We start from the raw sequence: 22,841 nt of genomic DNA, 5'->3' as shown, positions 1-22,841 counted from the left end.
CGGGCTCGGGCCCGCGCCGCGTCTCCCGCCGGTTATCGCGGCTCGGTGATTTCCGTCTGCATCTCCACCTCGACCTCGGCTGCGCTGGTATGCGGCACGTGCGGCTGACTGGTCAGATGCCGGTACCAGCGCCAGGCAAGCCAGCCGGTAACGGTCAGCGCGCTGGCACCCAGCGCCAGATACACCATATGGCCCGATAGCAGCGGCGACAGCACGCCGGCGACCACCGCGCACATCAGCAGGCTGCCGAACGCCTGCACCGATGAAGCGCCGCCACGTCGATGCGGAAAGCGGTCCAGCAATAACAGCGTGAGCGTGGGAAACGCCAGCTGCACGCCGATGCCATGCAAGACCAGCGGCAGCATCGACCAGGGCAATACCGGCTCGGTGGTGACCAGCGCAATCAACAGATGCAGCGCGCACGCGAGCAACATCGAGCCGTAGCCGAGGTTGACCGTATACGCCGCGCTGCGGCGATGGGCGAGGCGTCCTGACATCCATGCGCCGGCCATCAGGCCCGCCACCGTCGGCAGGAACAGCCACGGGAAACCCTGCGCGGACAGATGCAGCAGGTCGCGAATGATGTGCGGCGCCGAGGATATGTACAAAAACAAACCGGCAAAATTCACCGAACAGGAAATCAGCAGCGGCCAGAACGGCCGGTCTTTGCCGAAATTGATGTAGCCACGCACCAGCGTGCCCGCGCGAAACGGCATGCGCGCCGCGACGGGATGAGTTTCATCGAGAAACAGCGCCAAAGCCGCCGCCAACACCAGGGTGAATCCCATCAGCACCCAGAAGATGCCGTGCCAGCCGTTGAGGAACAGCAACTGCGCGCCCACGATCGGCGCGATCACCGGGGCGATGCTGAAGATCATCATCACGCGCGACATCATCTGCTGCGCCGCCGGCCCTTCCAGGCTGTCGCGCACGATCGCGCGGCCCACCACCAGGCCGGCACCGGCACACGCGCCCTGCAGCGCACGACAGCTAAGCAGCATCACGTAGGAGGTCGACACCGCAGCGCCCGCGGAGGCCAGCGCATACACCAGCATGCCGACGACGATCACCGGCTTGCGCCCGATCGCATCGGAGATCGCGCCATGAAACAGGCTCATCACGGCATAGGTGATCAGGTACATGCTGATCATCTGCTGCAAGCCGGTGCTGTCCACGCCAAAGCGCGCGCCGATCAGCGGAAACGCCGGGAAGACGGCGTCGATCGAAAACGGGCCGATCATCGACAAGCCCGCCAGCAGCAACGGCAGGCTGCGCCGGACAGGGCGCGGGATGGGGGTCATGGGCGTGGCATGCTGGCGAGGAGCGATGAGTATAGCGGTGCCCTCTGCGCGGCTGAGCCATGACGTTCGAGGGATCATGGGCTAGGATAAATGGCACAGGGAGATGGCATGCCTCCCGCCCAGGCCATGTGCCGCGGCGAACCACCTTCGGGTTGATGATGCCTGCACCGCCGGATTTTCCGGGGCGCAGGCGCGTGCCTGTTTCCGGGGAGTCCTTCCGAAGTTCTTCAGAAGGAGACGACAACGTGGGCTTTACCGGTTTTCTCGCCGTCGGCGTGGGAGGCGTGCTGGGTTGCTGGCTGCGCTGGATGCTCGGCGTCATGTTCAACCCGCTGTTCCCCACCGTGCCGCTCGGCACCCTGGCCGCCAACCTGGTCGGCGGCCTGCTGATGGGTGTGGTGCTGGGCGTGTTCGATCACTTCCAGACCCTGCCGCCCGAACTTCGCCTGTTCGTCGCCACCGGCTTCCTGGGTGGACTGACCACGTTTTCCACCTTCTCGGCCGAATCGACCACCCTGCTGCTGCGTGAGCAATACCTCTGGTTCGGTGGCCATCTGGCCCTGCACCTGGTCGGCTCGATCGCACTGACCGTGGCAGGTATCGCCATCACCCGCGCTGTATTGCGCTAGGAGGCCCCATGGAAACGACACAACAAGGCGTCCAGCTCAGTTTTTATACCCACACGCGGGCGCGCCACGACGGCAAACTGGTCTATGAGTGGTTGCTCGAGCACGCCCGCAGCCACGGCGTCGGCGGCGGTTCGGCGTTTCGCGCCATCTGCGGCTTCGGCAGGCACGGCGTGTTGCGCGAAGAACAGTTCTTCGAACTGACCGACGATCTCGCCATCAAAGTGGAATTCCTGCTCAGCGAGGCGCAATCGCAGGCGCTGCTGCAAACGGTTCGCGAAAGCGGCGTCGACGCAGTCTTTGCAATTGCTCCTGCAAGCTTTGGGATACTAGGCAGGACGCCGCACTCCCGCTGATCAGGCGGCGCCATCCTGCCCTTCTCGTCACCATGGCATACGAGGACCGCATGAGTCAGGATTCATTGAAGGTTCGCGCCGCCAGGTTGCTCGAACACGCCGGCATTCTTCTCGATGGTTCGCGCCCTACCGACATGCGGGTGCACGACGAACGGCTCTACGCACGCGTGTTTTCGCACGGATCGCTGGGCCTTGGCGAAAGCTATATGGACGGCTGGTGGGACAGCGAAGACCTGCCCGGCCTGTTCACCCGGGTACTCGGCGCGCAGCTGGACACCGAGCTGAAGTCGCTGGACACGCTGCTCGCGCATCTCAAGGCGCGTTTCGTCAACCTGCAGCGCGGCGACCATGCGTTCGATATTGGCCGCGTGCATTACGACCTGGGCAACGATTTGTTCCAGGCCATGCTCGGCAAGCGACTGGTGTATTCGTGCGGCTACTGGGCGCAGGCGAACAATCTCGATGATGCGCAGGAAGCCAAGCTCGACCTGATCTGCCGCAAGCTGCGCCTGCAACCCGGGCAGCGCGTGCTGGACATCGGCTGCGGCTGGGGCGAGGCGCTGAAATATGCGGCGGAACGCTACGGCGTACAGGGCGTGGGCGTCACCGTTTCCAAGGAACAGGCGGCATACGCGCGTGAGCTGTGCAAAGGCCTGCCGATCGATATCCGCCTGCAGGATTATCGCGAGATCAACGAACCGTTCGACGCGGTCTTTTCGATCGGCATGTTTGAGCACGTGGGCGCGCTCAACTACCGCACCTATTTCGAGATCGCGCGACGCTGCCTGCACGACGACGGCCTGTTCGTGCTGCATTCCATCGGCAGCAACGGTTCGCCCAGCCGGCCGGACCCGTGGATCGAGAAATACATCTTCCCCAACTCGATGATCCCCGCCGCCAGCCAGGTGACCGAGGCGCTGCAGAATCTGTTCGTGGTGGAGGACTGGCACAACTTCGGCACCGACTACGACCTCACGTTGTCGGCGTGGCGGGCCAACTTCGATGCGGCGTGGCCGCAGCTGGCCGCCAACTACGACGATCGCTTCCGCCGCATGTGGCGCTTCTACCTGTCCGTCTCGGCCGCCGTGTTCCGCAGCCGCCGCGACCAGCTGTGGCAGCTCACCCTCAGCCCGCACGGCGTGCCTGGCGGATACCGTGTGCCGCGCTGAGAATGCTTGCAGCAAGCCACTTCGAGCACGATAGTGCGCATATCAGCGGGCCGGATGGTCATGGCCCGCTACGACACGTGGTCCGCTCCTGATTCGGGATTTCCCCTTGAAACTGTTTCGTCGATACGCGGCCGCCCTGGCCCTCAACCTGTTGCTCGTCACGGTCGCGGTGGCCCAGCCCGGCCTTTGGATGGCCAAGAACGAGCGCGCCACCGTCTACCTGTTCGGCACGGTGCACCTGCTGCCCTCGGACACCAACTGGCAGTCGCCCGCCTTGGACAAGGCATTGGACGAGAGCCAGCGCCTGAGCATCGAGATCGTCGACGACGATTCGGCCTCCATGCAGGCCCTGCTGATGCAGCACGGCGTCGACCTGAGCGAGCCGCTGTCCAGCAAGCTCGACCAGAAGGATCGGGGCGAACTCGAGAAGGCCGCCGAGGTGGCGAAGCTGCCCGGTGGGATCGCCGCGCTACAGCCCATGCGCCCCTGGCTGGCGGCGCTTACGCTCACGATGGCGCCGCTGATGCAGGCCGGGCTCGACGCGAACCAGGGCGTGGACAAGCTGCTCAAGGCGCGCATGCAGCAGGCCGGCAAACCCGTCGATGGGCTGGAAACGGCGGAAAAGCAGATCCGCATGCTGGCCGACCTGCCCGAGGCGATGCAGCTGGAATTCCTGCGCCAGTCCTTCAAGGACGTAGCCGACGGCCCGGGCAAGCTGCACGAGCTGATCGATGCCTGGCGCAATGGCGACACCGCCGCCATCGCCAGGATCGAGGACGAAGACCTGCGCAAGGACAGCCCGACGCTCTACCAGACGCTGATCGTCGAGCGTAACCAGGCCTGGGCCAAGACCATTGCCGAGCGCATGCAGCAGCCGGGGGTGAGTTTTGTGGCCGTGGGTGCCGGCCACCTGGCAGGGCCTGACAGCTTGCAGGAGCAGTTGCGCAAGCTGGGTGTGAAGACCACCCGTATCCAGAACTAAAAGCAGGCCCAGACCGCCTCTCCTGTGGGAGCGCACCCTGTGCGCGACTGCCACGCCCCACCCATCCTCAATGGTCGGCTTTCGCGCCCCAACCGCCCGGCTTCACTGCTCCGCCGCCTGTCGCGCACAGGGTGCGCTCCCACAGGGCTGGCGCCATCACCCCTCGCCGGCCGGTCCCCCTTTCTGGCACCATCGTCCGGTTAAGCGCGCCCTCTGCGCGCAGCCCAACGACGCAAACCCATGAATTTGCAAGCCAATTTCGAACAGATCCCGCTCAAGGAATACGCCGAGCGGGCTTACCTCGACTATTCCATGTACGTGGTGCTGGACCGCGCCCTGCCCTTCGTGGGCGACGGCCTCAAGCCGGTGCAGCGCCGCATCGTCTATGCCATGAGCGAGCTCGGCCTGGCCGCCTCCTCCAAGCCCAAGAAGTCGGCCCGCACCATCGGCGACGTGATCGGCAAGTTCCATCCGCACGGCGACACCTCGTGCTACGAGGCGATGGTGCTGATGGCGCAGCCGTTCTCGTACCGCTACCCGCTGGTGGACGGTCAGGGCAACTTCGGCTCGCCGGACGATCCGAAAAGCTTCGCCGCGATGCGCTACACCGAGTCGCGCTTGAGCCCGATCGCCGAGGCCCTGCTGGGCGAACTCGGCCAGGGCACGGTGGACTGGGTGCCCAACTTCGACGGCACGCTGGAAGAACCCAGCTGGCTGCCCTCGCGCGTGCCGCATGTGCTGCTCAACGGATCGATGGGCATCGCCGTGGGCATGGCCACCGATATTCCGCCGCACAACCTGCGCGAAGTGGTCAGCGCATGCATCCGCCTGCTGGATGACCCGGACGCCACCGTCGCCGACCTGTGCGAACACATCCAGGGTCCGGACTATCCGACCGAAGCGGAAATCATCACGCCGCGCAACGAGCTGCTGGCGATGTACCAGAACGGTGTCGGCTCGGTACGCGCCCGCGCCGTGTACCACATGGACGAGGGCAACATCGTCATCACCGCGCTGCCGCATCAGGTGAGCCCGTCCAAGATCCTCGAGCAGATCGCCGCGCAGATGCGCGCGAAGAAGCTGCCGATGGTCGAAGACCTGCGCGACGAATCCGATCATGAGAACCCGATCCGCCTGGTGGTGGTGCCGCGCTCCAACCGCATCGACGCCGCCGAGGTGATGCAGCACCTGTTCGCCACCACGGACATGGAGAAGAGCTTCCGCATCAACCTCAACATGATCGGCCTGGACGGCCGTCCGCAGGTGAAGGATCTCAAGCGGATCCTCAGCGAGTGGCTGCATTTCCGCACCGATACGGTGACCCGCCGCCTCAACCATCGCCTGGCCAAGGTGGAGCGTCGCCTGCACCTGTTGGAAGGTTTGCGCATCGCCTACCTCAACCTGGACGAAGTGATCCGCATCGTCCGCACCGAGGACGAGCCCAAGCCCGTGCTGATGGCGCGCTTCGGCCTCAGCGACGAACAGACTGACTACATCCTCGAGACCAAGCTGCGCCAGCTGGCGCGCCTCGAGGAAATGAAGATCAACGCCGAGCGCGATCAGCTCGAGGAAGAACGCGCACGCATCAACGTGCTGCTGAAATCGCCGGCCAAGCTCAAGGGCCTGATCAAGGAAGAATTGCGCGCCGACGCCGCCAAGTTCGGCGACGACCGCCGCTCGCCGCTGGTGCAGCGCAATGCCGCGCAGGCGCTCGATGAAAGCGCGCTGGTAGCCAGCGAACCGGTCACCGTGGTGCTCAGCGCCAAGGGCTGGATCCGCGCCGCCAAGGGCCACGACGTCGATGCGGACGGCCTCAACTATCGCGAAGGCGACAGCCTGCTCGCCACGGTGAAGGCACGCACTACGCAGCAGGTCGCGGTGATCGACTCCACCGGCCGCAGCTATTCCATGGCAGCGCACACGCTGCCCTCGGCACGCGGCAACGGCGAGCCGGTCACCGGCCGCTTCAGCCCGCCCTCGGGCGCCAGCTTCGACGCACTTGCCGCCGGCGACAACGACACGCGCCTGATCCTGGCCACCGACCACGGCTACGGTTTCGTGACGCGCTTCGAGGCGCTCACCGGCCGCAACAAGGCGGGCAAGCAGATCATCACCCTGGGCGATGGCGCCAAGGTGCTGGCGCCGCAGATCAGCGCCGATCCGGCACGCGACCGCATCGTCGTCGTCACCACCGAAGGCCACCTGCTGATGTTCTCGGTGGCCGAGCTGCCGGAGCTCGACAAGGGCAAGGGCAACAAGCTGATCGACGTGCCCAAGGCCAAGCTGAGCGCAGGCGTGAAGGTCGTCGGCGTCGCCGTGGTCACTGAAGGCAAGGGCGAAGTGACGCTCTATGCCGGCCAGCGCAAGCTCACGCTGAAATGGTCGAACCTGGTCGAGTACGGCGGCAACCGCGCCACCCGCGGCGGCCTGCTGCCGCAGGGTCTGCGCCGGGTGGAGCGGATCGAGACGACGGGCTGATCCAGCCCTTCCATTCCATCCTTCCTCACCCGTGTGGGAGCGCACCCTGTGCGCGACTGGCCTGCCTCAGGCCCCCGTCGCGCACAGGGTGCGCTCCCACAGTGTTGTTTGCCGGCCCTAGACCATCCTTCCTGTTGACGGATGCCCCGCCTGCGCCGTATCCAATGTGCTCCCGCCGCAGCACAAGGATGGTCCATGCGCACGTCACGACTGCCGGCGCTCATCGCCGGCCTGTTGTTCGCAGTAACGGCTCACGCCGCGGATACCGACCACTGGCAGATGCCGGTGGCCGTGAAGAAACTGGACAACGGCCTCACTGTTGTCGTTTCCGAAGATCACAGCTCCCCCACCGTCGGCATCAGCACGGTCTACCACGTGGGCATGCGGCTGGAGCCGCAGAACCGCACGGGCTTTGCGCATCTGTTCGAACACCTGATGTTCGAAGGCACGCCCAATGCACCCAAGGGCACGTTCGATCGGGTGATCCAGGGCGGCGGTGGCGTCTTCAACGGATCCACCCGCGCCGACTACACCAACTACATCGCCTCCGCGCCCATCTCCGCCCTGGAACCACTGCTGTGGATTGAAGCGGACCGCATGAAGACGCTGGATTTCAGCGACAAGAATCTCGACAACCAGCGCAACGTGGTGAAGGAAGAAATCCGCGTCAACGTGAAGAACCAGCCTTATGGTTTGTTCTTCTGGACCGACCTGGACGCGCTGGCCTTCGACAAATGGGCCAACAAGCACGACGGTTACGGCTCGTTCGAGGATCTCGACCACGCCAGCATCGCCGACGTAAAGGCTTTTCACGACACCTTCTACCAGCCCGCCAATGCGGTGCTCGGCATCTCCGGCGACGTCACGCCCGAGCAGGCCTTCGCGCTGGCGCAGAAATATTTCGGCGCGATTCCGGCCCGGCCACTCCCGGCCGGCACCGACGTTTCCGAACCGCTGAACAACAAAGGCCGGCACCTCGAGCAGACCGACGCGTTGGCGAAGGCGCCGGCGATTGCCGTGGGTTGGAAAGCACCCGATCGCGGCAGCAAGGACCAGATGCCGATGCTGGTGCTGGCCCAACTGCTGGTGGGCGATGACGCTTCGCGCTTCTACCAGGGCCTGGTGAAGGGACGCGAACAACTGCTGCAAATCCAGGGTGGCGTGAACTTCGCGCTGGGCAGCGGCACCGATTACGCGGGCCCCACTTTGTTCGGCCTGTTTGCCATCTACAAGCCCAACGCCCAGCCCGACCAGGTGCTGGCTGCGCTCAACGAGGAAATCGCCAAGGTCGCCCACGACGGTGTCGACGACGCCACGCTGGCGCGCGTGAAAACCAAGATGCTCTCCGACTGGTACGGCGGCATGGAGGATTTCCTCTCCCGCGCCGACACGCTGGCCAAACTGCAAACGCTGTGGGGCGATGCCAACGTGGTGAATCAAGTGCCCGGCTGGATCAACCAGGTGACGTCCGACGACGTACGCCGCGTGGCGCAGACCTATCTCACGGACGCCAATCGCAGCGTGATCATCCGCCGCCCGGTGACGGCCCATGCCAAGGATGCCGGCGCCAAGCCGGCCAAGCACTGAGGAGAGCGAAGGTCATGATCACGACGACTCTGAAAGCATCCCTGCTCGCTGCCGCCCTCGGCTTCGCCATGGCCGCGCATGCGACCGAAGCGCCCATGCCCAGGGAACTGCCGCCCTACGGTCCCGAGCGACCGCTGCCCGTTCCGCAGATCACGCAGCGCACCCTGCCCAATGGCCTCACCGTGTGGGTGATTCCGCGCAACGGCTTGCCCAAGGTGAACGTGCAGCTGGCGGTGCTGGGCGGCACGTCGTACGACGATGCGAAACATCCTGCCCAGGCCGAGCTGATGGCCGCCTTGTTCAACGAAGGTACCGACAAACTCAGTTCCAGGCAGATCGCCGAAAAGCTGCAAGCCATCGGCGGCGACTACGGTGCAAGCGCGGGACGCGATTCCATCGGCGTCAGCGCCAGCGCGCTGGCAAGTCACTCGGACGAACTGCTCGAACTGGTCGCCGACACGGCGCTGCATCCCAGCTTCCCCGCCAAGGAAGTCGCACTGGAGAAGACCAATGCGCTGCAGTCGCTGAAGGTGAACGAAGCCGACCCGGACTGGCAGTCGATGCGCGCGTTCAATCACGCGGTATACGGCGATCACCCGTATGCGCGCGACGAACTCATCGAGGCAAGCATCCAGGCCGTCACGTCCGAATCGCTGCACGCGTTGCACGATCAACGCATGCGGCCGGAGCGCGCGCTGCTGGTGGTGGTCGGCAAGGTCGATGCGGACGAGGTGCTCAAGACGGTCGAGCAGCAGTTCGGCAGCTGGAAGGCACAAGGACCCGCGCCCGCCAATGTGGCCCAGGTGCCCACCGATGTGCCCGCGCAAAAGTTGCTGGTGGCGCGTGCTGGCGCGGTGCAGACCAATATCCGCTTTGGCCAGCCCACGGTCCCCCTGCGCGATGCGGACTTCATCCCGCTCACCGTGGCCAACACCGTGCTCGGCGGCGGCTTCAGCAGCCGCATCACGCAGGACATCCGCGAGGACAAGGGTTATTCGTACAGCCCCTATTCCACGCTGGACGTGCGCCGCAACGGCGGCAACACGCTCGCCGTGGTGGATGTGCGCAACGAAGTCACCGGCGCCACGCTGGGCGAACTGTCCAGGCTCTACCAAGGCATGGGCACCGAGCCGGCCAGCCCGGAAGAACTGATGCGCGCCAAGCGCCTCATCGCGGGCATCTATCTGCTGCGCAACCAGATCCAGTCGGCCCTGGCCAATACGCTGGCGCGCTATTGGGTGAGCGGCATGCCGCCCTCATTCATGACCACGTACGTCACCGACACCGGCAAGGTCACTGCCGAGCAGGTGCAGGCGATGGGGCGCAAGTACTTTGCTCCGGAGAAACAGAGCATCATCCTGGTCGGCGACCCCAAGGCGATCGATCCGCAGTTGAAGGCGATCGGCAGCTTTACGCCGTACAAGCCCTGAGCAACCCCGCGTGGCGGCGGGAACTCCCGTCGCCACGCGTCGTCCAAAGGGGGACGTGTCCACACCGGCGACGGTGGCGCGTTATAGGCCTCACGTCCCCGGAGTTTTTCCATGAAGATCGTCCGCACCACCGTTTTCGCCGCCGCCAGCCTGCTGGCGGCAACGGCCTGGGCACAGAGCGCCGACCAGTCGCTGAACCTGAAGCTGCCGGCCAATCTTCCCGCCGCCAGCGCCAGCGCGGCACCGCCGCCACCGCCGGCCACCACGGTGGCCAACAGCACGGGCCAGGCGGCCAAGTCCAACGGCAACGCCACCGCGCAGGCCGCCAACCAGAACGGCAGCTACACCAAGGATCCGCCGGGGACCTATTACGGCGACACCAGCGGCGCGATGGGCGACACCCAGGCGGCCGTCGGCGTTGCGCCGGCCGTGACCTGCGACGACGCCACCTACAACCAGCCGCAGGTGCATGGCTCGGTCACCACGGGCGTGGTTGCCGGCAACCACTTCAGCGGCAACTACACCGGCGGCGGCGTCACGCTCAGCCAGGCCTTCGGCAGCTGCGAACACCCGACCGGCGGCATGAGCATCTCCGTGGGCGGCACCCAGGGCCACTTCGGCCGCTGAGCGCCGGCAGGCCCTGCCTGGACTCGCATCTGGCCCCGCCTGGGGCCACCGGGGTCGAAAGTTCTTGGAAAGGGTCGGTGGTCAGACTGACCCCATGATTTACTGTCATCTTTCCGCGTGGCGCATGCCCCGGACTTCCCCGATTGGCTGCTGCGGAGCTCCCCAGTGATTCAAGACGTCGAGTTCCGCTATGAAGGCGGTCGCAGCGGTGTGCTGCTCATTCATGGCCTGACCGGCACCCCGACCGAGATGCGCCTGCTCGGCAAGGGCCTCAATCGCGCCGGTTACACGGTGTATGGCATGCAGCTGGCCGGTCATTGCGGCGACGTCGACGACCTGCTGAAGACCGGCTGGCGCGACTGGTACGCCAGCGTGGAAGCTGCCGCCGACAAGTTCCGCCACGAGGTGGATCACCTGTTCGTGGCCGGCCTGTCGATGGGCGCCGTGCTGGCGCTCAAGCTGGCCGCCGAGCGTCCGGAATGGGTCAAGGGCGTGGGCGTCTACGGCGCCACCTTCCGCTATGACGGCTGGGCGATTCCGTGGATCGGCAAGTTCTCCTTCCTGCTGCCCCTGCTGCACCGCCTGGGCATCGGCAAGCACCGCATGGTGCACGAGGGTGAACCGTACGGCATCCGCGACGAGCGCCTGCGCGCGCAGATCAGCAGCGCCATGCTGAGCGGCGACAGTGCCGCCGCCGGCCTGCCCGGCAACCCGTGGCCGTCGCTGGGCGAGATGTACAACATGGCTGCGGTGGTAAAGCGCGACCTGCCCAAGGTGGCGGCGCCCTGCCTGATCGCCCACGCCACCGAAGACGACATCGCCAGCATCGAGAACGCCTATCTCGTGCAGCGCGGCGTGTCCGGCCCGGTGGAGACGCTGTGGCTCAAGGACAGCTACCACATGATCACGGTGGACCGGGAACGTCGCCTGCTGACCGACCGCTCGGCGGAGTTCTTCCGCCAGATCGCCGCCACCTACGAACCCGTCGCGCGCGCTGCGGCCTGAGGACTCGCCATGAGTCCCCTGGTTGTCGCGTTGTGGCTGCTCAATGTCACGCTCGATACCGTCGGCCAGCTGTCCTTCAAGGCAGCGGCCGGCGATCCGCGAGCCGGTGATGGCGTTGCGCGTTGGAAGTACATGGCGGCGCGTCCGTGGATCTGGATCGGCGTGCTCTCCTACGTGGCCGAATTCCTGGTCTGGATCGCCTTCCTGTCGCTGGTCGATTTGTCCGAAGGCGTGCTGCTGGGTTCGATCAACATCGTGGTGGTGATGATCGCCGGCCGGATCCTGTTCAAAGAAAAGCTGACGCCGCTACGCGTGACCGGCATGCTGCTGGTGACCGCGGGCGTAGCCATCGTCGGCATGGCCGGAGGCTGAGAAATGTCGATGAAGCTAGCCCGTTTCTACGCCATCGGCTTCACCATCCTGGTGTTGTTCGACACGCTGGTGCAGCTGAGTTTCAAATACGCCGGCGACCATGCGTTTCCGCCCGAGGCGAACTGGGCGTGGATCGTGCGTGTGTTTGGCCATCCGTGGATCTATGTCGCGGTGATCGGCTACGTCGGCAACTTCTTCACCTGGATGACCCTGCTCAAGCACGCGCCGATCGGCCCTGCGTTCGCCGTCACGCACCTGGAAGTGGTGAGCGTGATGCTGTTCTCCGTGTGGCTGTTCCATGAGCCGCTGACCGCCTCTCGCATCATCGGCGCCGTCGCCATCGTGGCCGGCATCATCTGCCTGGCGTTCGCGGAAAGTGGCGCGCATCCGGAAGGCGATGCGCCGACCGAAGCGAAGGGCGCGCTCGGCATCGTGGCCGGCGACTGACCAGACATCCCCCATGTCCCGCGAGCTACCGCCCACCGCCGGCCTGCCGCTACAGCTGAGCGATCTGTGGCCGGGCCGTGCGCCGTTCGCGGACCAGGTCGCTGCATGGCTGGGCGTCGAACAGCTGCAGCTCGAATGCTCGGGCACGGCGGCCATGGTGGTGGCGCTCAAGGCCATGCATGGCCTGAGTCCGCAGCGCGACGAAGTGATCGTCCCCGCGTGGACGTGTCCGCTGGTGGCGCTGGCCATTCATCGTGCAGGCCTCAAGCTGCGCCTGTGCGACCTCGCGCCGAATCACTTCGATATGGATGTCGCCCAGCTTTGCGCATTGGGCAGCGCCAAGACGCTGGCCATCGTGCCGACGCATCTGGCCGGTCGCGTAGCCGACGTCAATGCGGCGCTCGACGTAGCCCATCGCGTGGGCGCCTACGTACTGGAAGACGCCGCGCAAGCGCTGGGCGCGAAGCAGAACGGCCTCAGCGTCGGCCTGCTGGGCGATGCCGGCTTCTTCAGTCTCGCCGTCGGCAAGGGTCTCACCCTGTTCGAAGGTGGCCTGCTGTTGACGCGCGATCCTGTCTTGCGCGCGGCGTTTGCTGCCAGCCACCAGGCCAATATTCGCGCCGACACAAAAATGGACTGGCAGCGTGCGCTCGAACTGACCGGCTACGCGCTGGCCTATCGCCCGTCGCTGTTGGCTTGGGCGTATGGACGTCCATTGCGAAAAGCATTGGCGGCCAACGACCCGGTGGCCGCGGTCGGCGACGATTTTGGCCCCGATATTCCGATGCACACCGTGAGCGACTGGCGGCAGTCGGTGGGTGCGCGTGCGCTGCCCCGACTTCCGGCCTTTCTCGATGCCACGCGCATACAGGCCTTGCGTCGGGTGGAACGTCTGCGGCGCATACCCGGCATTACCGTGTTCGACGATGCGCAGGGCCAGCAAGGCGTGTGGCCCTTCCTGCTGCTCACCCTGCCCGACCAGGCCAGGCGCGATGCGGCGCTGAAGACGCTGTGGACGGCCGGCCTCGGCGTCAGCCGGCTTTTTATCCACGCCCTGCCCGACTACGGCTACCTGCGCGACATCGTCGCCGATGCCGAGCTGCCCAATGCGCGTGCCTTTGCCGCGCGCTCGCTCACCATCACCAACAGCCCCTGGCTGGATGACGCGACGTTTGAAGCCATTTGCGTCGAGCTGGAACGCGCGACGGCCTGAACACCACGTTCAACGCGTCGGTCGTTCATGACTTTCCAATCGCTGTCCCGTGGACAGAAACAACAGCGCACCCACACCAAGGCTCAGGCACGGACCAACCACCGACATGCCCATGCCGGAAGGAATGCTCACCCCCATCATCACCGCCGCATTGGACGCGGCGTGCATCAACACGCACAACAAAATGCTGCGCGTGCGGGTGTATAGCCAGCCGAACAGCAGCGCATTGCCCATCACTCCCACCAGGAACAGCGCGAAGCCCGCGTGGTATTGCGCCACGCCCGGCAGGAAAAACAGTGGCAGATGCCAGACCGCCCAGATCGGCCCGATCAGCAGGGCCGCACGAGCGGCACCGATGGTCCGTGCCCACTCCTCCTGCGTGATGCCCCGCCAGCCGAGCTCCTCCAGGCCGCCGCCGATGATGGTCATCAGCAGGTAGAGCGGAAACAGATACCACGATCGAATGCTGACGAGCGACGCCAGCGCGGGCTTCAAGGCCACGGCGACGCCGATCGCGAACAAGCCCAGCGCGACCGGCAAACCCAGCGCCACCAGATACCACACGGGCCGCACCCGCCAACGCAAAACCCGCTGATTGAACTCGCGCAGCGGCGACTCGTGGCGCGTGCACCACACGGCGACATAGGCGGCGATGGTCGGGCCCAAGCCGCCCAGCACATACAAGGTCATGAAGGGCCATGTGCCATAGCTGGTGGCCTGCGCCTGCGCCAGCGCGACCAGTGCGCCCCAGGCCAACCAGGTGATGGCGAAGGTGACGCCAAGAAAGATCAACGCGCGACGACTGGCGGGAAAATGCTCGGTCATACGATGGCATCGCCTCGAACGTTGCCGGAACGAGCCGGCTCTCGATACGCCTGCGGCATCCTTGCCCGTTCAACGCCGTGCCGGCGTGAATGCGGCGCCGATCTTCAATCCAATGCTTTACACGCTGCTTTCGGCGATGGCTGCCAACAGTCGCGCATTGAACGCCCGCTGCTGCGCCTGCCAGGCATCCAGCTCGGCCTGCGGCACCGGCTCCTGGCCATCCAAGCCGCTCAACAAGCGCTTCCACCACGTGCGGTACTGATAAGCCGAGACTTCGCCGTTGATGTCGCTGGCCACGATGCGTCCACGCAGCGCTTCGATGATCGCCATGGCGTGCGATTCTTCCAGCAGGCCCTGGTCCCAGTTGGTGCGCGCCGTATCGACGCTGAACGCATCCTTGTCGATGGACAGATACGTGGGCTGCGGTGCCTGCTTCAATTGCTGCACGAACGCGCAGGTCAGCGCGTCGGGATCATCGAAGCGATGGAAGGCATCGCTGAGCCCAAGCTTCGCCGCCCAGTCCACGTTCACGTCCATGCACCAATAACTGAGCTTGCCGGCCTGCAGCGGACGCAAATAGTTTTCCCAAGCGTGCCTGGCACCGATGTCGCCGGAGGTAATCCCCACCACGTGCACGTGCGTGACGAACGGCAGCATGGCCACCCGACGCACCCACGATCCGCAATGGATGCCCCAGGGGAAACGCATATTGTCCGGATGGTTGTCGAACACCACCAGCTGGAACGGACCGCGGGCGCGCTGACGCTGCACCAGCGGCCAGGTGAGATGGTGATAGTCGCCCGAGCCCATCAACACGGTGCCGTAGTTTTCCGGCAGACGCGTGTCGAGATAGTCGCGCAGCCGGTGAAACGTGCGCAGCGTGCAGCCAAAGCGGATCGCTTCCTGCCAGTCGGTGAGCGCCAGCGTAGTCGCGCCCGGGATCTGCCCGACCGAACTGTCGAAGTCCAGGATCAGTGGTTCACGCCGGTTCATGCGCTGCCCATTGGCTATCGCTCTCGAAGAATTTGCCTAAGCGGCGCGCGGCCAGCCGCAGCAGCGGATTGCGCAGATAGATCGCGTGCCGCGTCAGGGTGAATTGTGCACCCAGATAGGCCTTGATCTGCGGATCGGTCCAGCCTGCCACATAGTGGGTGAGATGGTGTTCGCGAGCGTAAGCGAGATTGTGGAACCAGCTGGTGAAATACAGGTTCTGCTCCCGCGCCTGCGGATAGGCAAAACCCACGTACTTGTCGATCAGCTTGCCCTCCACCACAAAGCACAGATTCCAGCCGATCATCTCGTCCTGGTGGCGATAGACAAACACCACGCCGCCATTGGTGGCATCGCGCAACACGGCGGCGAAAAACTCGCGGCTGAGCTTGTCGAAATGGACTTCACTCTGCGCGTAGACGTTTTCGTAAAGCGCGTAATAGGCGTCGATCACCGTGTCATCGATGAACGCCGCATCCCCGCATGGCAGCGAAGCCACCGCCACTTCATCGCGCTTGCGCAGTTTGCGGCGGATGTCCTTGCGTCGACTCGACGACAAGCGGGCGAGGTAATCGTCCTCGCCCTGGAAATCGATGGTCACATAAGCGAGCGCCTGCCCTTCCAGCAGGATGAAACCGGCGGCGTCGCAGGCATCGGCGAAACGCTTGCACCAGTCGCCCGTGGCGGCGTCGAACAAGGGCGAGGCCTGCGGTATGTCCTTCACGATCATCAGGCGCTGGCGCCGACCCAGCTGGTCGCGCAAGGCCTTGGCCAGTGCATCGGGCTGGGCATAGCGCGGAAACAGCGCATATTCCGACACCGTGGTTCCCACGAAGGCCGTGCGCCAGCGCAGCAGACGCCCCCACCAGCGATAGCCGGGCGCGCCAGTCACCTTGGCGCGGGCCTCGTCATCGGCGGTGGTGAGCAGGTCGAACGGCGCCACGAAGGCCGGCGTGTCCGCGACCTGCATCACGCTGAAATCGATGGGGGGATGTTCGGCGAACCGGGCGACCAGTGCGTCCGGCTCGAGCTGATTGAGGTACCGCACGCGACAGTTCCACGAGTCACAAGGCCATAGGATACGACTCCCGCCCCGCCCTGCCCACGATTTCCCGCTTAAAAGGCTGGTGAAAGGCAACCCGGCGGAGCATGAGGACAGCCGTTCCATGCGGTGGCGTTCTGGACTTTGTCCTGACGGTTCGTCAGGCTTGTGAAACGGCATCCGGCGGATGCCGTGTGACCCGGCGCCATGGACCCCAGGAAAGCACACATGAGCAACGTTCAGCAGGAAACCTTCGACATCATCGCCAAGCAGGCCAAGATCGAGCTCGACACGATCAAGCCGGAGTCCACCCTGAAGGACCTGGGTATCGCCTCACTGGATGCCATCGAAGTGATCTTTGATATCGAAGAACACTTCAACATCAACCTGCCCAACGAAGACACCGACTTCGACGGCGGCACCGTCGGACAGCTAGTGGAAGCCATCGAGCGCCAGCTCGCCCAGAAGACCAGCGAATAATTCATGCGCCGCATCGTGATCACCGGCATGGGCGCGATCTGCGCGCTCGGCCACGACGCACCTTCCGTGTGGAAGGCGATGACTGAGGGTCGGTCCGGCATCGGCCCGATCCACCACATCGAAGTGGGCCAGCTGCGCAATGGCGGCATCGCGGCCGAAGTGGCGAATTACGACCCCGCCAACTTTTTTGACGAAGGCCGTCGCGCGCTGCTCGATACGTTCAGCGAATACGCGTTGATCGCAGCCAACGAAGCGATCCGCCAGTCGGGCATAAGCTTCGAGGGCGAAGCCGGCTCGCGTGCCGCCGTCGTCATCGGCACCGGTGCCGGTGGCGAGACCACCCGCGACGATCTCTATGAACGCCTGTATGGCGAACACCAGGGCCGCTTCCACCCGCTCAGCATCGTACGCATGATGATGAACGCGCCCGCCAGCCAGGTGAGCATGGTGCACGGCATCACCGGCCCGGCATTCGTGGTGGCGAGCGCGTGTGCATCTTCCAACCATGCGTTTGCGCAGGCGGCGATGATGATCCGATCCGGCATCGTCGATGCGGCCGTGGTCGGTGGCACCGAGGCCTGCATCACGCTCGGCACACTGCGCGCCTGGGAAGCCATGCGCGTGCTCGCCCCCGATACCTGCCGCCCCTTCAGCAAGGGCCGCCGCGGCCTGGTGCTGGGCGAAGGTGCGGCGATGTATGTGATCGAGACGCTGGAGTCGGCACAGAAACGTGGCGCGGAAATCATCTGCGAGCTCGCAGGCACGGGCATGAGCTCCGACGCTGGCGATATCGCCGCGCCGTCCGACATCGGCGCCGCCGCCGCAATGAGCATGGCGCTGCGCGATGGCGGCCTGGCGCCCGAGGACGTCGACTACGTCAACGCCCATGGCACCGGCACGGTGGCCAACGACAGCACCGAGACGCGCGCCATCCATCGCGTGTTCGGCGCGCATGCGCGCGAAATGTTGGTGTCATCCACCAAGTCCATGCATGGCCATGCGCTGGGCGCGGGCGGTGCACTGGAATTGATCGCCGCCATCGGCGCGATCCACGATGGCATCGTGGCGCCCACCATCAATTACCTCGAACCTGATCCCGCCTGCGATCTGGACTATGTGCCGAATGTGGCGCGCGAGCGCAAGGTGAATGCGGCGATCAGCAATTCGTTTGCGTTTGGGGGGTTGAATGCGGTGGTGGCGGTGAGGCGGATGGGGTGAGGGTGGGTTGTTGTGCCGCTTACTGACGCGCGGCGCGAAAGGAATCGTCATCCCGGCGTGGGCCGGAGGTGCTTTTCAACAGCCGCATGGCTGGTCATCCAGAGCGTCGGTTTTTGATTGTCGCGTTACCGCAAGGGTGCCGCCTACGCGGCGGGCGTTTCGAACGGCTGCCGCCGCTCGAGTCACTTTTCTCTTGCTGGCCCAAGAGAAAAGTAACCCAAAGAGAATGGCCTAAAACGCCCGCAGCATCGTGTTGGGATAAGCCCGAACGCTCGAGGCGCCTCGTTGTGGGACAACCTYCGAGGGTACASAGGGGRTACTTCAAAGCGCTGCGCAACGCGCCCGARTCGCWGAGGACTTAAAGCCGGGCCTCGCTGCGCATCGGCTTTAGWCGKYCCGCMTTCCCTTTGCCRCGCGKGCTTGTCTGTGGGAGCGCACCCTGTGCGCGACAGCCACGCYGCGGTGYACCGCTCCGTAGGTTTGTCGCGCACAGGGTGCGCTCCCACAGACGAGCCGACCGGCAAGATTGATCCGCCATCCACGGACCTGCGCCCTCCTTGTAGGAGCGCACTTGTGCGCGACCGCAGAGCTGCGGTGTACCGCTCCGTCGGCTGGTCGCGCACAAGTGCGCTCCTACAAAAGAGCCGCACGGCGATAGCGGGCGTTGGCGCTACCCGATGCGCACGATCACCACCCCAATCAAAACCGCGAGTACGACCACGACTGCATGCGGCCGTCCTTGTACGGCATCACCCCATGAAACGGCCGAGGATCCTCGTCAAACACCAGCGGCAGGAAATGGCGATCCCCCTCCCACATCGGCAGTTCCATCAACCGATCTACCGCCACCCACTCCAGCGTCCCTTCCGGATTGGAAGTCAGCGGTGTGCCGCTGAATCCATCGATGATGAAGATAAAGCCCAGCCAATCCTCACCCTGCTTGCCAAAGCCCGGCCAATTGAGCGTGCCGCGCAGCGACATCGACTCACAGGTGATGCCGGCCTCTTCGAGGATTTCGCGGTGCATGCAGGCAGCAATGTCTTCGCCCGGCTCCATCTTGCCGCCCAGGCCGTTGTACTTGCCCAGGTGCATGTCGTCCGGGCGCGAATTGCGGTGAATCATCAGGACTTGCCGACGATCCGGCGACAACACATAGCCGAGGGTCGCCACGATGGGGGTGTAGGGCATCGGTACGCTGCAGTGCTGGGGAGGAAAGCGGCCAGTATAGTCACGCACCCGTTGCCGCTGCTCGATTCGTACGGGCAGTCGCCCACCCGTCAGGCAATCGCTGCGACAAAATTTCTGCCGATGCATCTGCATGGGCTTGCGCCGGCCCGGCCCGGGCGGCGACCATCAGGACATGTCCACCGCTCCAGGCCGTCCGTCATCCCGTCTGCGCCCCTCACTGTGCTGGCTGCTGCTGGCACTGGCGCTGGTGGCCGGCTGCGATCGCCAGGCGCAGGCCGTGGCCAGCAGGGAGACGGTGTTCGACAACCAGAACTTCCGCGTGGTCAGTATCGACCTTAAACGCGAATCGCTGAGCCTGCACTGGAAGGACCCGGAAAGCGGCGAGCCGTTCGGCACCATCAACGCGCTGCGCCAATGGGGCATGACGCACAGCCGCCGCATGCTGTTTGCCGCCAACGCCGGCATCTACGACCGCCAGTTTGCGCCACTGGGCCTGTATGTGGAGAACGGCAAGACCGCCGTGCCGTTGAACCTCGCGCACGGCAACCCGGCATCGGGCAATTTCTCGTTGCTGCCCAATGGCGTGTTCGCCATCTATGCCGACGGCCACGCCGCCGTGCAGACCAGCGCGGCGTTCAAGGCGGCCGGCAAGCCCGCGCAATGGGCCAGCCAGTCCGGCCCCATGCTGGTGATCGACGGCAAGCTCAACGAGCAGTTCATCGACGACTCCAACAGCCTCAAGTGGCGTAGCGGCGTGTGCGCAAAAACGCCGCACCACGTGGTGTTTGCGGTGAGCGAGGCGCCGGTGAATTTCCATACCTTCGCGCGGCTGTTCAAGGAAGAACTCGGCTGCCGCGATGCGCTTTACCTGGACGGCACCATTTCGCAGTTTTACGTGGAAGGTGAAGGCTATGCCGGCGCGCCCACGTTCATGGTGAAGCCGTATGCCGGCATTTTCGCGGTGTTCTCGTCAACCACGCCCTGACCGCGCACGCTGGCGGTTTTCTTCCAACGCATCGAGTCACTCGCGCCATGAATCAACCCCGCCGTTTCCGCTGGCTCCGTTACCTGCTTGGCACCTTGTTGGTGCTGGTACTGGGCGTCTTCATCGCCGCCTGGTTCCTGCTGGCAGGCAGCCGCGCGCAACTCGACGGGGAGGTGCAGATCAACGGCTTGAGCGATGCCGTGGCCATCACGCGCGATGCGCTCGGCACCACTACGCTGCAAGGCAAGAGTCGTGACGACGTCACCTATGCCATGGGCTATGTGCACGGACAGGAGCGGTTTTTCGCCATGGATCTGATGCGTCGCCTGCCCGCAGGCGAGCTGTCGGAACTGGTGGGCGCCAAGGCGCTCGATACCGACCTCAATCATCGTCGCCATCGCCTGCGCAGCGTGGCGCAGGCCGCCTATGCCGCGTTGCCGCCCGAGCAGAAGCGCACGCTGGATCTGTATGCCGCCGGCGTGAACGCCGGCCTCGCGCACCTGCACGTCAAGCCGTGGGAATACCTGCTGCTCAACGCGAAGCCGCAGGCTTGGCGCCCAGAGGACAGCTTTCTGGTGATTGCCGCGATGTATCTGGATCTCAATGGCGACGGCCGCAACGATCGCGAATTGCACATGGCCGAGCTGCGTGATGCCTTGCCCGCGCCAGTAGCCGATTTCCTGCTCTCGCCCGATCCGGATTGGGAAGCACCATTGCAGGGTGACCTCTCGCATCCGCCGGTGATTCCCGGCGCGGACGTGTTCGACCTGCGCAAAGCCGCACCGTCCACCACCGGCGACAAGACGGCTCTGACCGCCGCCTTGCTCCCCGCGCTGGATGCCGCGCGACCGGGCAGCAACAACTTCGCCGTCGCAGGCAGCCTCACCGAATCGGGCGCCGCCATCGTGGCAAACGACATGCATCTGACGCTGCGCGTGCCCAATATCTGGTACCGCGTGCGCCTGCGCTATCCCGATGCCACGGCGCCGGGCGGCCAGCGCGATGCCAACGGCGTGTCGCTGCCGGGTACGCCTGCACTGGTGGTCGGCTCGAACGGCCAGGTGGCCTGGGGCTTCACCAACAGCTACGGCGACTGGGCGGACTGGGTACGCGTGCAGCGCGATCCCAACGACGCCTCGCGCTACAAGGTGCCCGAAGGCTGGGCCGCGCTCGAAACCCACGACGAAGTCATCCACATCAAGGACGCGCCCGACCAGACGCTGAAAGTGGAAGCGACGCGCTGGGGTCCGGTCATGGGCAAGGACATCGACGGCACGCCGCTGGCGCTGGCCTGGATCGGCGATCGTCCGCGCGGCTACAACCTGGGCGTGATGCAGCTGGAGCACGTCGACAGTGCGCATGCCGCGCTCGATCTCGCCCCCGGCATGGGCATGCCGCCGCAGAACCTGCTGGTGGGCGACAGTGCCGGCCATATCGGCTGGACCGTCACCGGCACCTGCATTCCGCTGCGCAAGGGCTACGACGCGCAGCTGCCCGCCGACTGGTCGACCGCCGATACGGGCTGGCTGGGATGTGCCGAGGCCTCGCAGTATCCGCGCGTTGAAGATCCCGCCGATGGCCGTTTGTGGACGGCCAACAACCGCACCGTCGACGGCGCCGAACTCGAACTGCTCGGCAACGGCGGCCACGACCTGGGCGCGCGTGCGCAGCAGATCCGCGACGACCTGCGTGCGCGCAACAGCTTCACCCCGGGCAATATGCTCGATGTGCAACTGGACAACCGCGCCGTGCTGCTCACGCGCTGGCAGCGCCTGCTGCAGGACACGCTGGCGGGCACGCATGACCCCGGGCTGGAACAGCTGCGCCAGCTCACGGCCAGCTGGGCGGGCCGCGCCGCGACGGACAGCGTCGACTATCGCCTGGTGCGCGCGTTCCGCGACAAGGTGAAGGAAAAAGTGCTGGCGCCGTTCGTCGCCCAGGTGAAGGCCAGGCACGAGGACTTCGCCTGGCCCGGTCTGGTCGACACCGAGGCAGCCGTGTGGACCCTGCTGCGCGACCGTCCCGCCAACCTGCTCGATCCGGCCTACGACAACTGGAACGCCCTGCTCAACGCCGCTGCGCACGACGTGGCCGACGAGCTTGGCAAGCAGCCCGGCGGCCTGGCGGCGCGCACCTGGGGCGAATACAACCGAACGGCCATCCGCCATCCGCTGTCGCGCGCCCTGCCCGACTTCCTCGGCCGCTACCTGGACATGCCCGACGAGCCCGTGGCTGGCGATCACAATATGCCGCGGGTCGTCTCGCCCGGCTTTGGCGCCTCCGAGCGTCTCGATGCCATGCCCGGCCATGAAGCGCAGAGCATCCTCCACATGCCCGGCGGCCAGAGCGACAACCCGCTGTCGCCGTATCACGGTGCAGGCGAGGAGGATTGGGTCAACGGTCGGCCGACACCGTTGCTGCCGGGGCCTGACCAGCACACGCTGACACTGGTGCCCACCAAGTCTTAAACGCGAAAAAGCCGCCTCAGGGCGGCTTTTTCAATGCGCCATGCTGGAAGCC

The 22,841-nt window shown here is 65.2% G+C and carries 21 protein-coding genes and 1 riboswitch; of the genes, 16 read left to right on the top strand and 5 right to left on the bottom strand.

All coding sequences use genetic code 11. The features are described from left to right. Window positions 1-32: 32 nt before the first annotated feature. Window positions 33-1,301 carry a multidrug effflux MFS transporter gene (locus AC1DE1_RS14135; RefSeq protein WP_477176318.1) on the bottom strand — a complete coding sequence of 423 codons (1,269 nt, stop codon included), beginning with the start codon at window positions 1,299-1,301 and terminating at the stop codon, window positions 33-35. A 90-nt stretch (window positions 1,302-1,391) separates the two neighbouring features. Beyond that, a riboswitch (Fluoride riboswitch) is annotated at window positions 1,392-1,473 on the top strand. A gap of 73 nt (window positions 1,474-1,546) precedes the next feature. Between AC1DE1_RS14135 and crcB the strand changes: the two genes are divergently transcribed. The 12 genes from crcB (at window position 1,547) to AC1DE1_RS14075 (ending at window position 13,593) form a co-directional block, all read left to right on the top strand. Next, window positions 1,547-1,930, top strand: a complete 384-nt coding sequence (gene crcB / locus AC1DE1_RS14130) for a fluoride efflux transporter CrcB (protein WP_441605083.1) — start codon at window positions 1,547-1,549, stop codon at window positions 1,928-1,930. 8 nt (window positions 1,931-1,938) lie between these two features. Further along, complete coding sequence (locus AC1DE1_RS14125; protein ID WP_441605082.1) at window positions 1,939-2,283, top strand: DUF190 domain-containing protein; 345 nt, start codon at window positions 1,939-1,941, stop codon at window positions 2,281-2,283. Window positions 2,284-2,333: 50 nt separating this feature from the next. After that, window positions 2,334-3,452: a cyclopropane fatty acyl phospholipid synthase gene (gene cfa / locus AC1DE1_RS14120; RefSeq protein ID WP_477176317.1), complete on the top strand. Its 1,119-nt coding sequence runs from the start codon at window positions 2,334-2,336 to the stop codon at window positions 3,450-3,452. A gap of 106 nt (window positions 3,453-3,558) precedes the next feature. Further along, window positions 3,559-4,434: a TraB/GumN family protein gene (locus AC1DE1_RS14115; RefSeq protein WP_477176316.1), complete on the top strand. Its 876-nt coding sequence runs from the start codon at window positions 3,559-3,561 to the stop codon at window positions 4,432-4,434. Between the two features lie 240 nt (window positions 4,435-4,674). Further along, a complete protein-coding gene (gene parC / locus AC1DE1_RS14110; RefSeq protein WP_477176315.1) occupies window positions 4,675-6,912 on the top strand; it encodes a DNA topoisomerase IV subunit A in 2,238 nt (745 codons plus the stop codon). Window positions 6,913-7,107: 195 nt separating this feature from the next. Further along, window positions 7,108-8,499, top strand: a complete 1,392-nt coding sequence (locus AC1DE1_RS14105; protein ID WP_477176314.1) for a M16 family metallopeptidase — start codon at window positions 7,108-7,110, stop codon at window positions 8,497-8,499. Window positions 8,500-8,513: 14 nt separating this feature from the next. Next, the gene (locus tag AC1DE1_RS14100) at window positions 8,514-9,929 is read left to right on the top strand and encodes a M16 family metallopeptidase (RefSeq protein WP_477179115.1); all 1,416 of its coding nucleotides are present in this window, start codon (window positions 8,514-8,516) and stop codon (window positions 9,927-9,929) included. A gap of 111 nt (window positions 9,930-10,040) precedes the next feature. Then, window positions 10,041-10,556 carry a hypothetical protein gene (locus tag AC1DE1_RS14095; protein ID WP_477176313.1) on the top strand — a complete coding sequence of 172 codons (516 nt, stop codon included), beginning with the start codon at window positions 10,041-10,043 and terminating at the stop codon, window positions 10,554-10,556. A 165-nt stretch (window positions 10,557-10,721) separates the two neighbouring features. Then, the gene (locus AC1DE1_RS14090) at window positions 10,722-11,561 is read left to right on the top strand and encodes an alpha/beta hydrolase (RefSeq protein WP_441605075.1); all 840 of its coding nucleotides are present in this window, start codon (window positions 10,722-10,724) and stop codon (window positions 11,559-11,561) included. Window positions 11,562-11,570: 9 nt separating this feature from the next. Next, window positions 11,571-11,933 carry an EamA family transporter gene (locus AC1DE1_RS14085; protein ID WP_441605074.1) on the top strand — a complete coding sequence of 121 codons (363 nt, stop codon included), beginning with the start codon at window positions 11,571-11,573 and terminating at the stop codon, window positions 11,931-11,933. A gap of 3 nt (window positions 11,934-11,936) precedes the next feature. Beyond that, window positions 11,937-12,380: a DMT family transporter gene (locus AC1DE1_RS14080; protein ID WP_477176312.1), complete on the top strand. Its 444-nt coding sequence runs from the start codon at window positions 11,937-11,939 to the stop codon at window positions 12,378-12,380. 13 nt (window positions 12,381-12,393) lie between these two features. After that, window positions 12,394-13,593: a DegT/DnrJ/EryC1/StrS family aminotransferase gene (locus tag AC1DE1_RS14075; protein ID WP_477176311.1), complete on the top strand. Its 1,200-nt coding sequence runs from the start codon at window positions 12,394-12,396 to the stop codon at window positions 13,591-13,593. Window positions 13,594-13,602: 9 nt separating this feature from the next. Here the strand turns inward: AC1DE1_RS14075 and AC1DE1_RS14070 are convergent, their stop codons facing one another. The 3 genes from AC1DE1_RS14070 to AC1DE1_RS14060 form a co-directional block, all read right to left on the bottom strand. Next, window positions 13,603-14,418, bottom strand: coding sequence for a CPBP family intramembrane glutamic endopeptidase (locus AC1DE1_RS14070; protein WP_477176310.1), 816 nt, complete (start codon window positions 14,416-14,418; stop codon window positions 13,603-13,605). A 117-nt stretch (window positions 14,419-14,535) separates the two neighbouring features. Further along, window positions 14,536-15,411 carry an arginase family protein gene (locus tag AC1DE1_RS14065; protein ID WP_477176309.1) on the bottom strand — a complete coding sequence of 292 codons (876 nt, stop codon included), beginning with the start codon at window positions 15,409-15,411 and terminating at the stop codon, window positions 14,536-14,538. Continuing rightward, window positions 15,398-16,456 carry a GNAT family N-acetyltransferase gene (locus tag AC1DE1_RS14060; protein WP_477176308.1) on the bottom strand — a complete coding sequence of 353 codons (1,059 nt, stop codon included), beginning with the start codon at window positions 16,454-16,456 and terminating at the stop codon, window positions 15,398-15,400. The genes AC1DE1_RS14065 and AC1DE1_RS14060 overlap by 14 nt, the downstream gene beginning before the upstream one ends. Window positions 16,457-16,678: 222 nt before the next feature. On the opposite strand from AC1DE1_RS14060, the gene AC1DE1_RS14055 reads away from it, so the two are divergent. Both AC1DE1_RS14055 and AC1DE1_RS14050 read left to right on the top strand, forming a co-directional pair. Next, complete coding sequence (locus tag AC1DE1_RS14055) at window positions 16,679-16,930, top strand: acyl carrier protein (protein ID WP_046971921.1); 252 nt, start codon at window positions 16,679-16,681, stop codon at window positions 16,928-16,930. A gap of 3 nt (window positions 16,931-16,933) precedes the next feature. Continuing rightward, entirely contained in the window at window positions 16,934-18,148 is a 1,215-nt protein-coding gene (locus tag AC1DE1_RS14050) for a beta-ketoacyl-[acyl-carrier-protein] synthase family protein (protein ID WP_477176307.1), read from the top strand. Window positions 18,149-18,847: 699 nt separating this feature from the next. On the opposite strand, the gene AC1DE1_RS14045 is transcribed toward AC1DE1_RS14050, so the two are convergent. Beyond that, the gene (locus AC1DE1_RS14045) at window positions 18,848-19,336 is read right to left on the bottom strand and encodes an NUDIX hydrolase (RefSeq protein ID WP_441605067.1); all 489 of its coding nucleotides are present in this window, start codon (window positions 19,334-19,336) and stop codon (window positions 18,848-18,850) included. Between the two features lie 172 nt (window positions 19,337-19,508). On the opposite strand from AC1DE1_RS14045, the gene AC1DE1_RS14040 reads away from it, so the two are divergent. Both AC1DE1_RS14040 and AC1DE1_RS14035 read left to right on the top strand, forming a co-directional pair. After that, complete coding sequence (locus AC1DE1_RS14040; RefSeq protein WP_477176697.1) at window positions 19,509-20,321, top strand: phosphodiester glycosidase family protein; 813 nt, start codon at window positions 19,509-19,511, stop codon at window positions 20,319-20,321. Window positions 20,322-20,368: 47 nt separating this feature from the next. Further along, entirely contained in the window at window positions 20,369-22,789 is a 2,421-nt protein-coding gene (locus tag AC1DE1_RS14035; protein WP_477176698.1) for a penicillin acylase family protein, read from the top strand. Window positions 22,790-22,841 lie beyond the last annotated feature (52 nt).

Source organism: Dyella sp. 05T440, from assembly GCF_056395965.1.
The sequence above is the reverse complement of the archived record's forward strand: the minus strand, read 5'-3'. Positions and strand labels throughout refer to the sequence as shown.

What these genes read in the sequence shown, in the direction of transcription:
- cfa (WP_477176317.1), top strand. Translation starts at nt 2,334, where the DNA reads ATGAGTCAGGATTCATTGAAGGTTCGCGCCGCCAGGTTGCTCGAACAC.
- AC1DE1_RS14045 (WP_441605067.1), bottom strand. Translation starts at nt 19,336, where the DNA reads ATGCCCTACACCCCCATCGTGGCGACCCTCGGCTATGTGTTGTCGCCG.
- AC1DE1_RS14065 (WP_477176309.1), bottom strand. Translation starts at nt 15,411, where the DNA reads ATGAACCGGCGTGAACCACTGATCCTGGACTTCGACAGTTCGGTCGGG.
- AC1DE1_RS14050 (WP_477176307.1), top strand. Translation starts at nt 16,934, where the DNA reads ATGCGCCGCATCGTGATCACCGGCATGGGCGCGATCTGCGCGCTCGGC.
- AC1DE1_RS14055 (WP_046971921.1), top strand. Translation starts at nt 16,679, where the DNA reads ATGAGCAACGTTCAGCAGGAAACCTTCGACATCATCGCCAAGCAGGCC.
- AC1DE1_RS14105 (WP_477176314.1), top strand. Translation starts at nt 7,108, where the DNA reads ATGCGCACGTCACGACTGCCGGCGCTCATCGCCGGCCTGTTGTTCGCA.
- parC (WP_477176315.1), top strand. Translation starts at nt 4,675, where the DNA reads ATGAATTTGCAAGCCAATTTCGAACAGATCCCGCTCAAGGAATACGCC.
- AC1DE1_RS14085 (WP_441605074.1), top strand. Translation starts at nt 11,571, where the DNA reads ATGAGTCCCCTGGTTGTCGCGTTGTGGCTGCTCAATGTCACGCTCGAT.
- AC1DE1_RS14095 (WP_477176313.1), top strand. Translation starts at nt 10,041, where the DNA reads ATGAAGATCGTCCGCACCACCGTTTTCGCCGCCGCCAGCCTGCTGGCG.
- AC1DE1_RS14080 (WP_477176312.1), top strand. Translation starts at nt 11,937, where the DNA reads ATGTCGATGAAGCTAGCCCGTTTCTACGCCATCGGCTTCACCATCCTG.
- AC1DE1_RS14040 (WP_477176697.1), top strand. Translation starts at nt 19,509, where the DNA reads ATGTCCACCGCTCCAGGCCGTCCGTCATCCCGTCTGCGCCCCTCACTG.
- AC1DE1_RS14100 (WP_477179115.1), top strand. Translation starts at nt 8,514, where the DNA reads ATGATCACGACGACTCTGAAAGCATCCCTGCTCGCTGCCGCCCTCGGC.
- AC1DE1_RS14125 (WP_441605082.1), top strand. Translation starts at nt 1,939, where the DNA reads ATGGAAACGACACAACAAGGCGTCCAGCTCAGTTTTTATACCCACACG.
- AC1DE1_RS14135 (WP_477176318.1), bottom strand. Translation starts at nt 1,301, where the DNA reads ATGACCCCCATCCCGCGCCCTGTCCGGCGCAGCCTGCCGTTGCTGCTG.
- AC1DE1_RS14075 (WP_477176311.1), top strand. Translation starts at nt 12,394, where the DNA reads ATGTCCCGCGAGCTACCGCCCACCGCCGGCCTGCCGCTACAGCTGAGC.
- AC1DE1_RS14035 (WP_477176698.1), top strand. Translation starts at nt 20,369, where the DNA reads ATGAATCAACCCCGCCGTTTCCGCTGGCTCCGTTACCTGCTTGGCACC.
- AC1DE1_RS14070 (WP_477176310.1), bottom strand. Translation starts at nt 14,418, where the DNA reads ATGACCGAGCATTTTCCCGCCAGTCGTCGCGCGTTGATCTTTCTTGGC.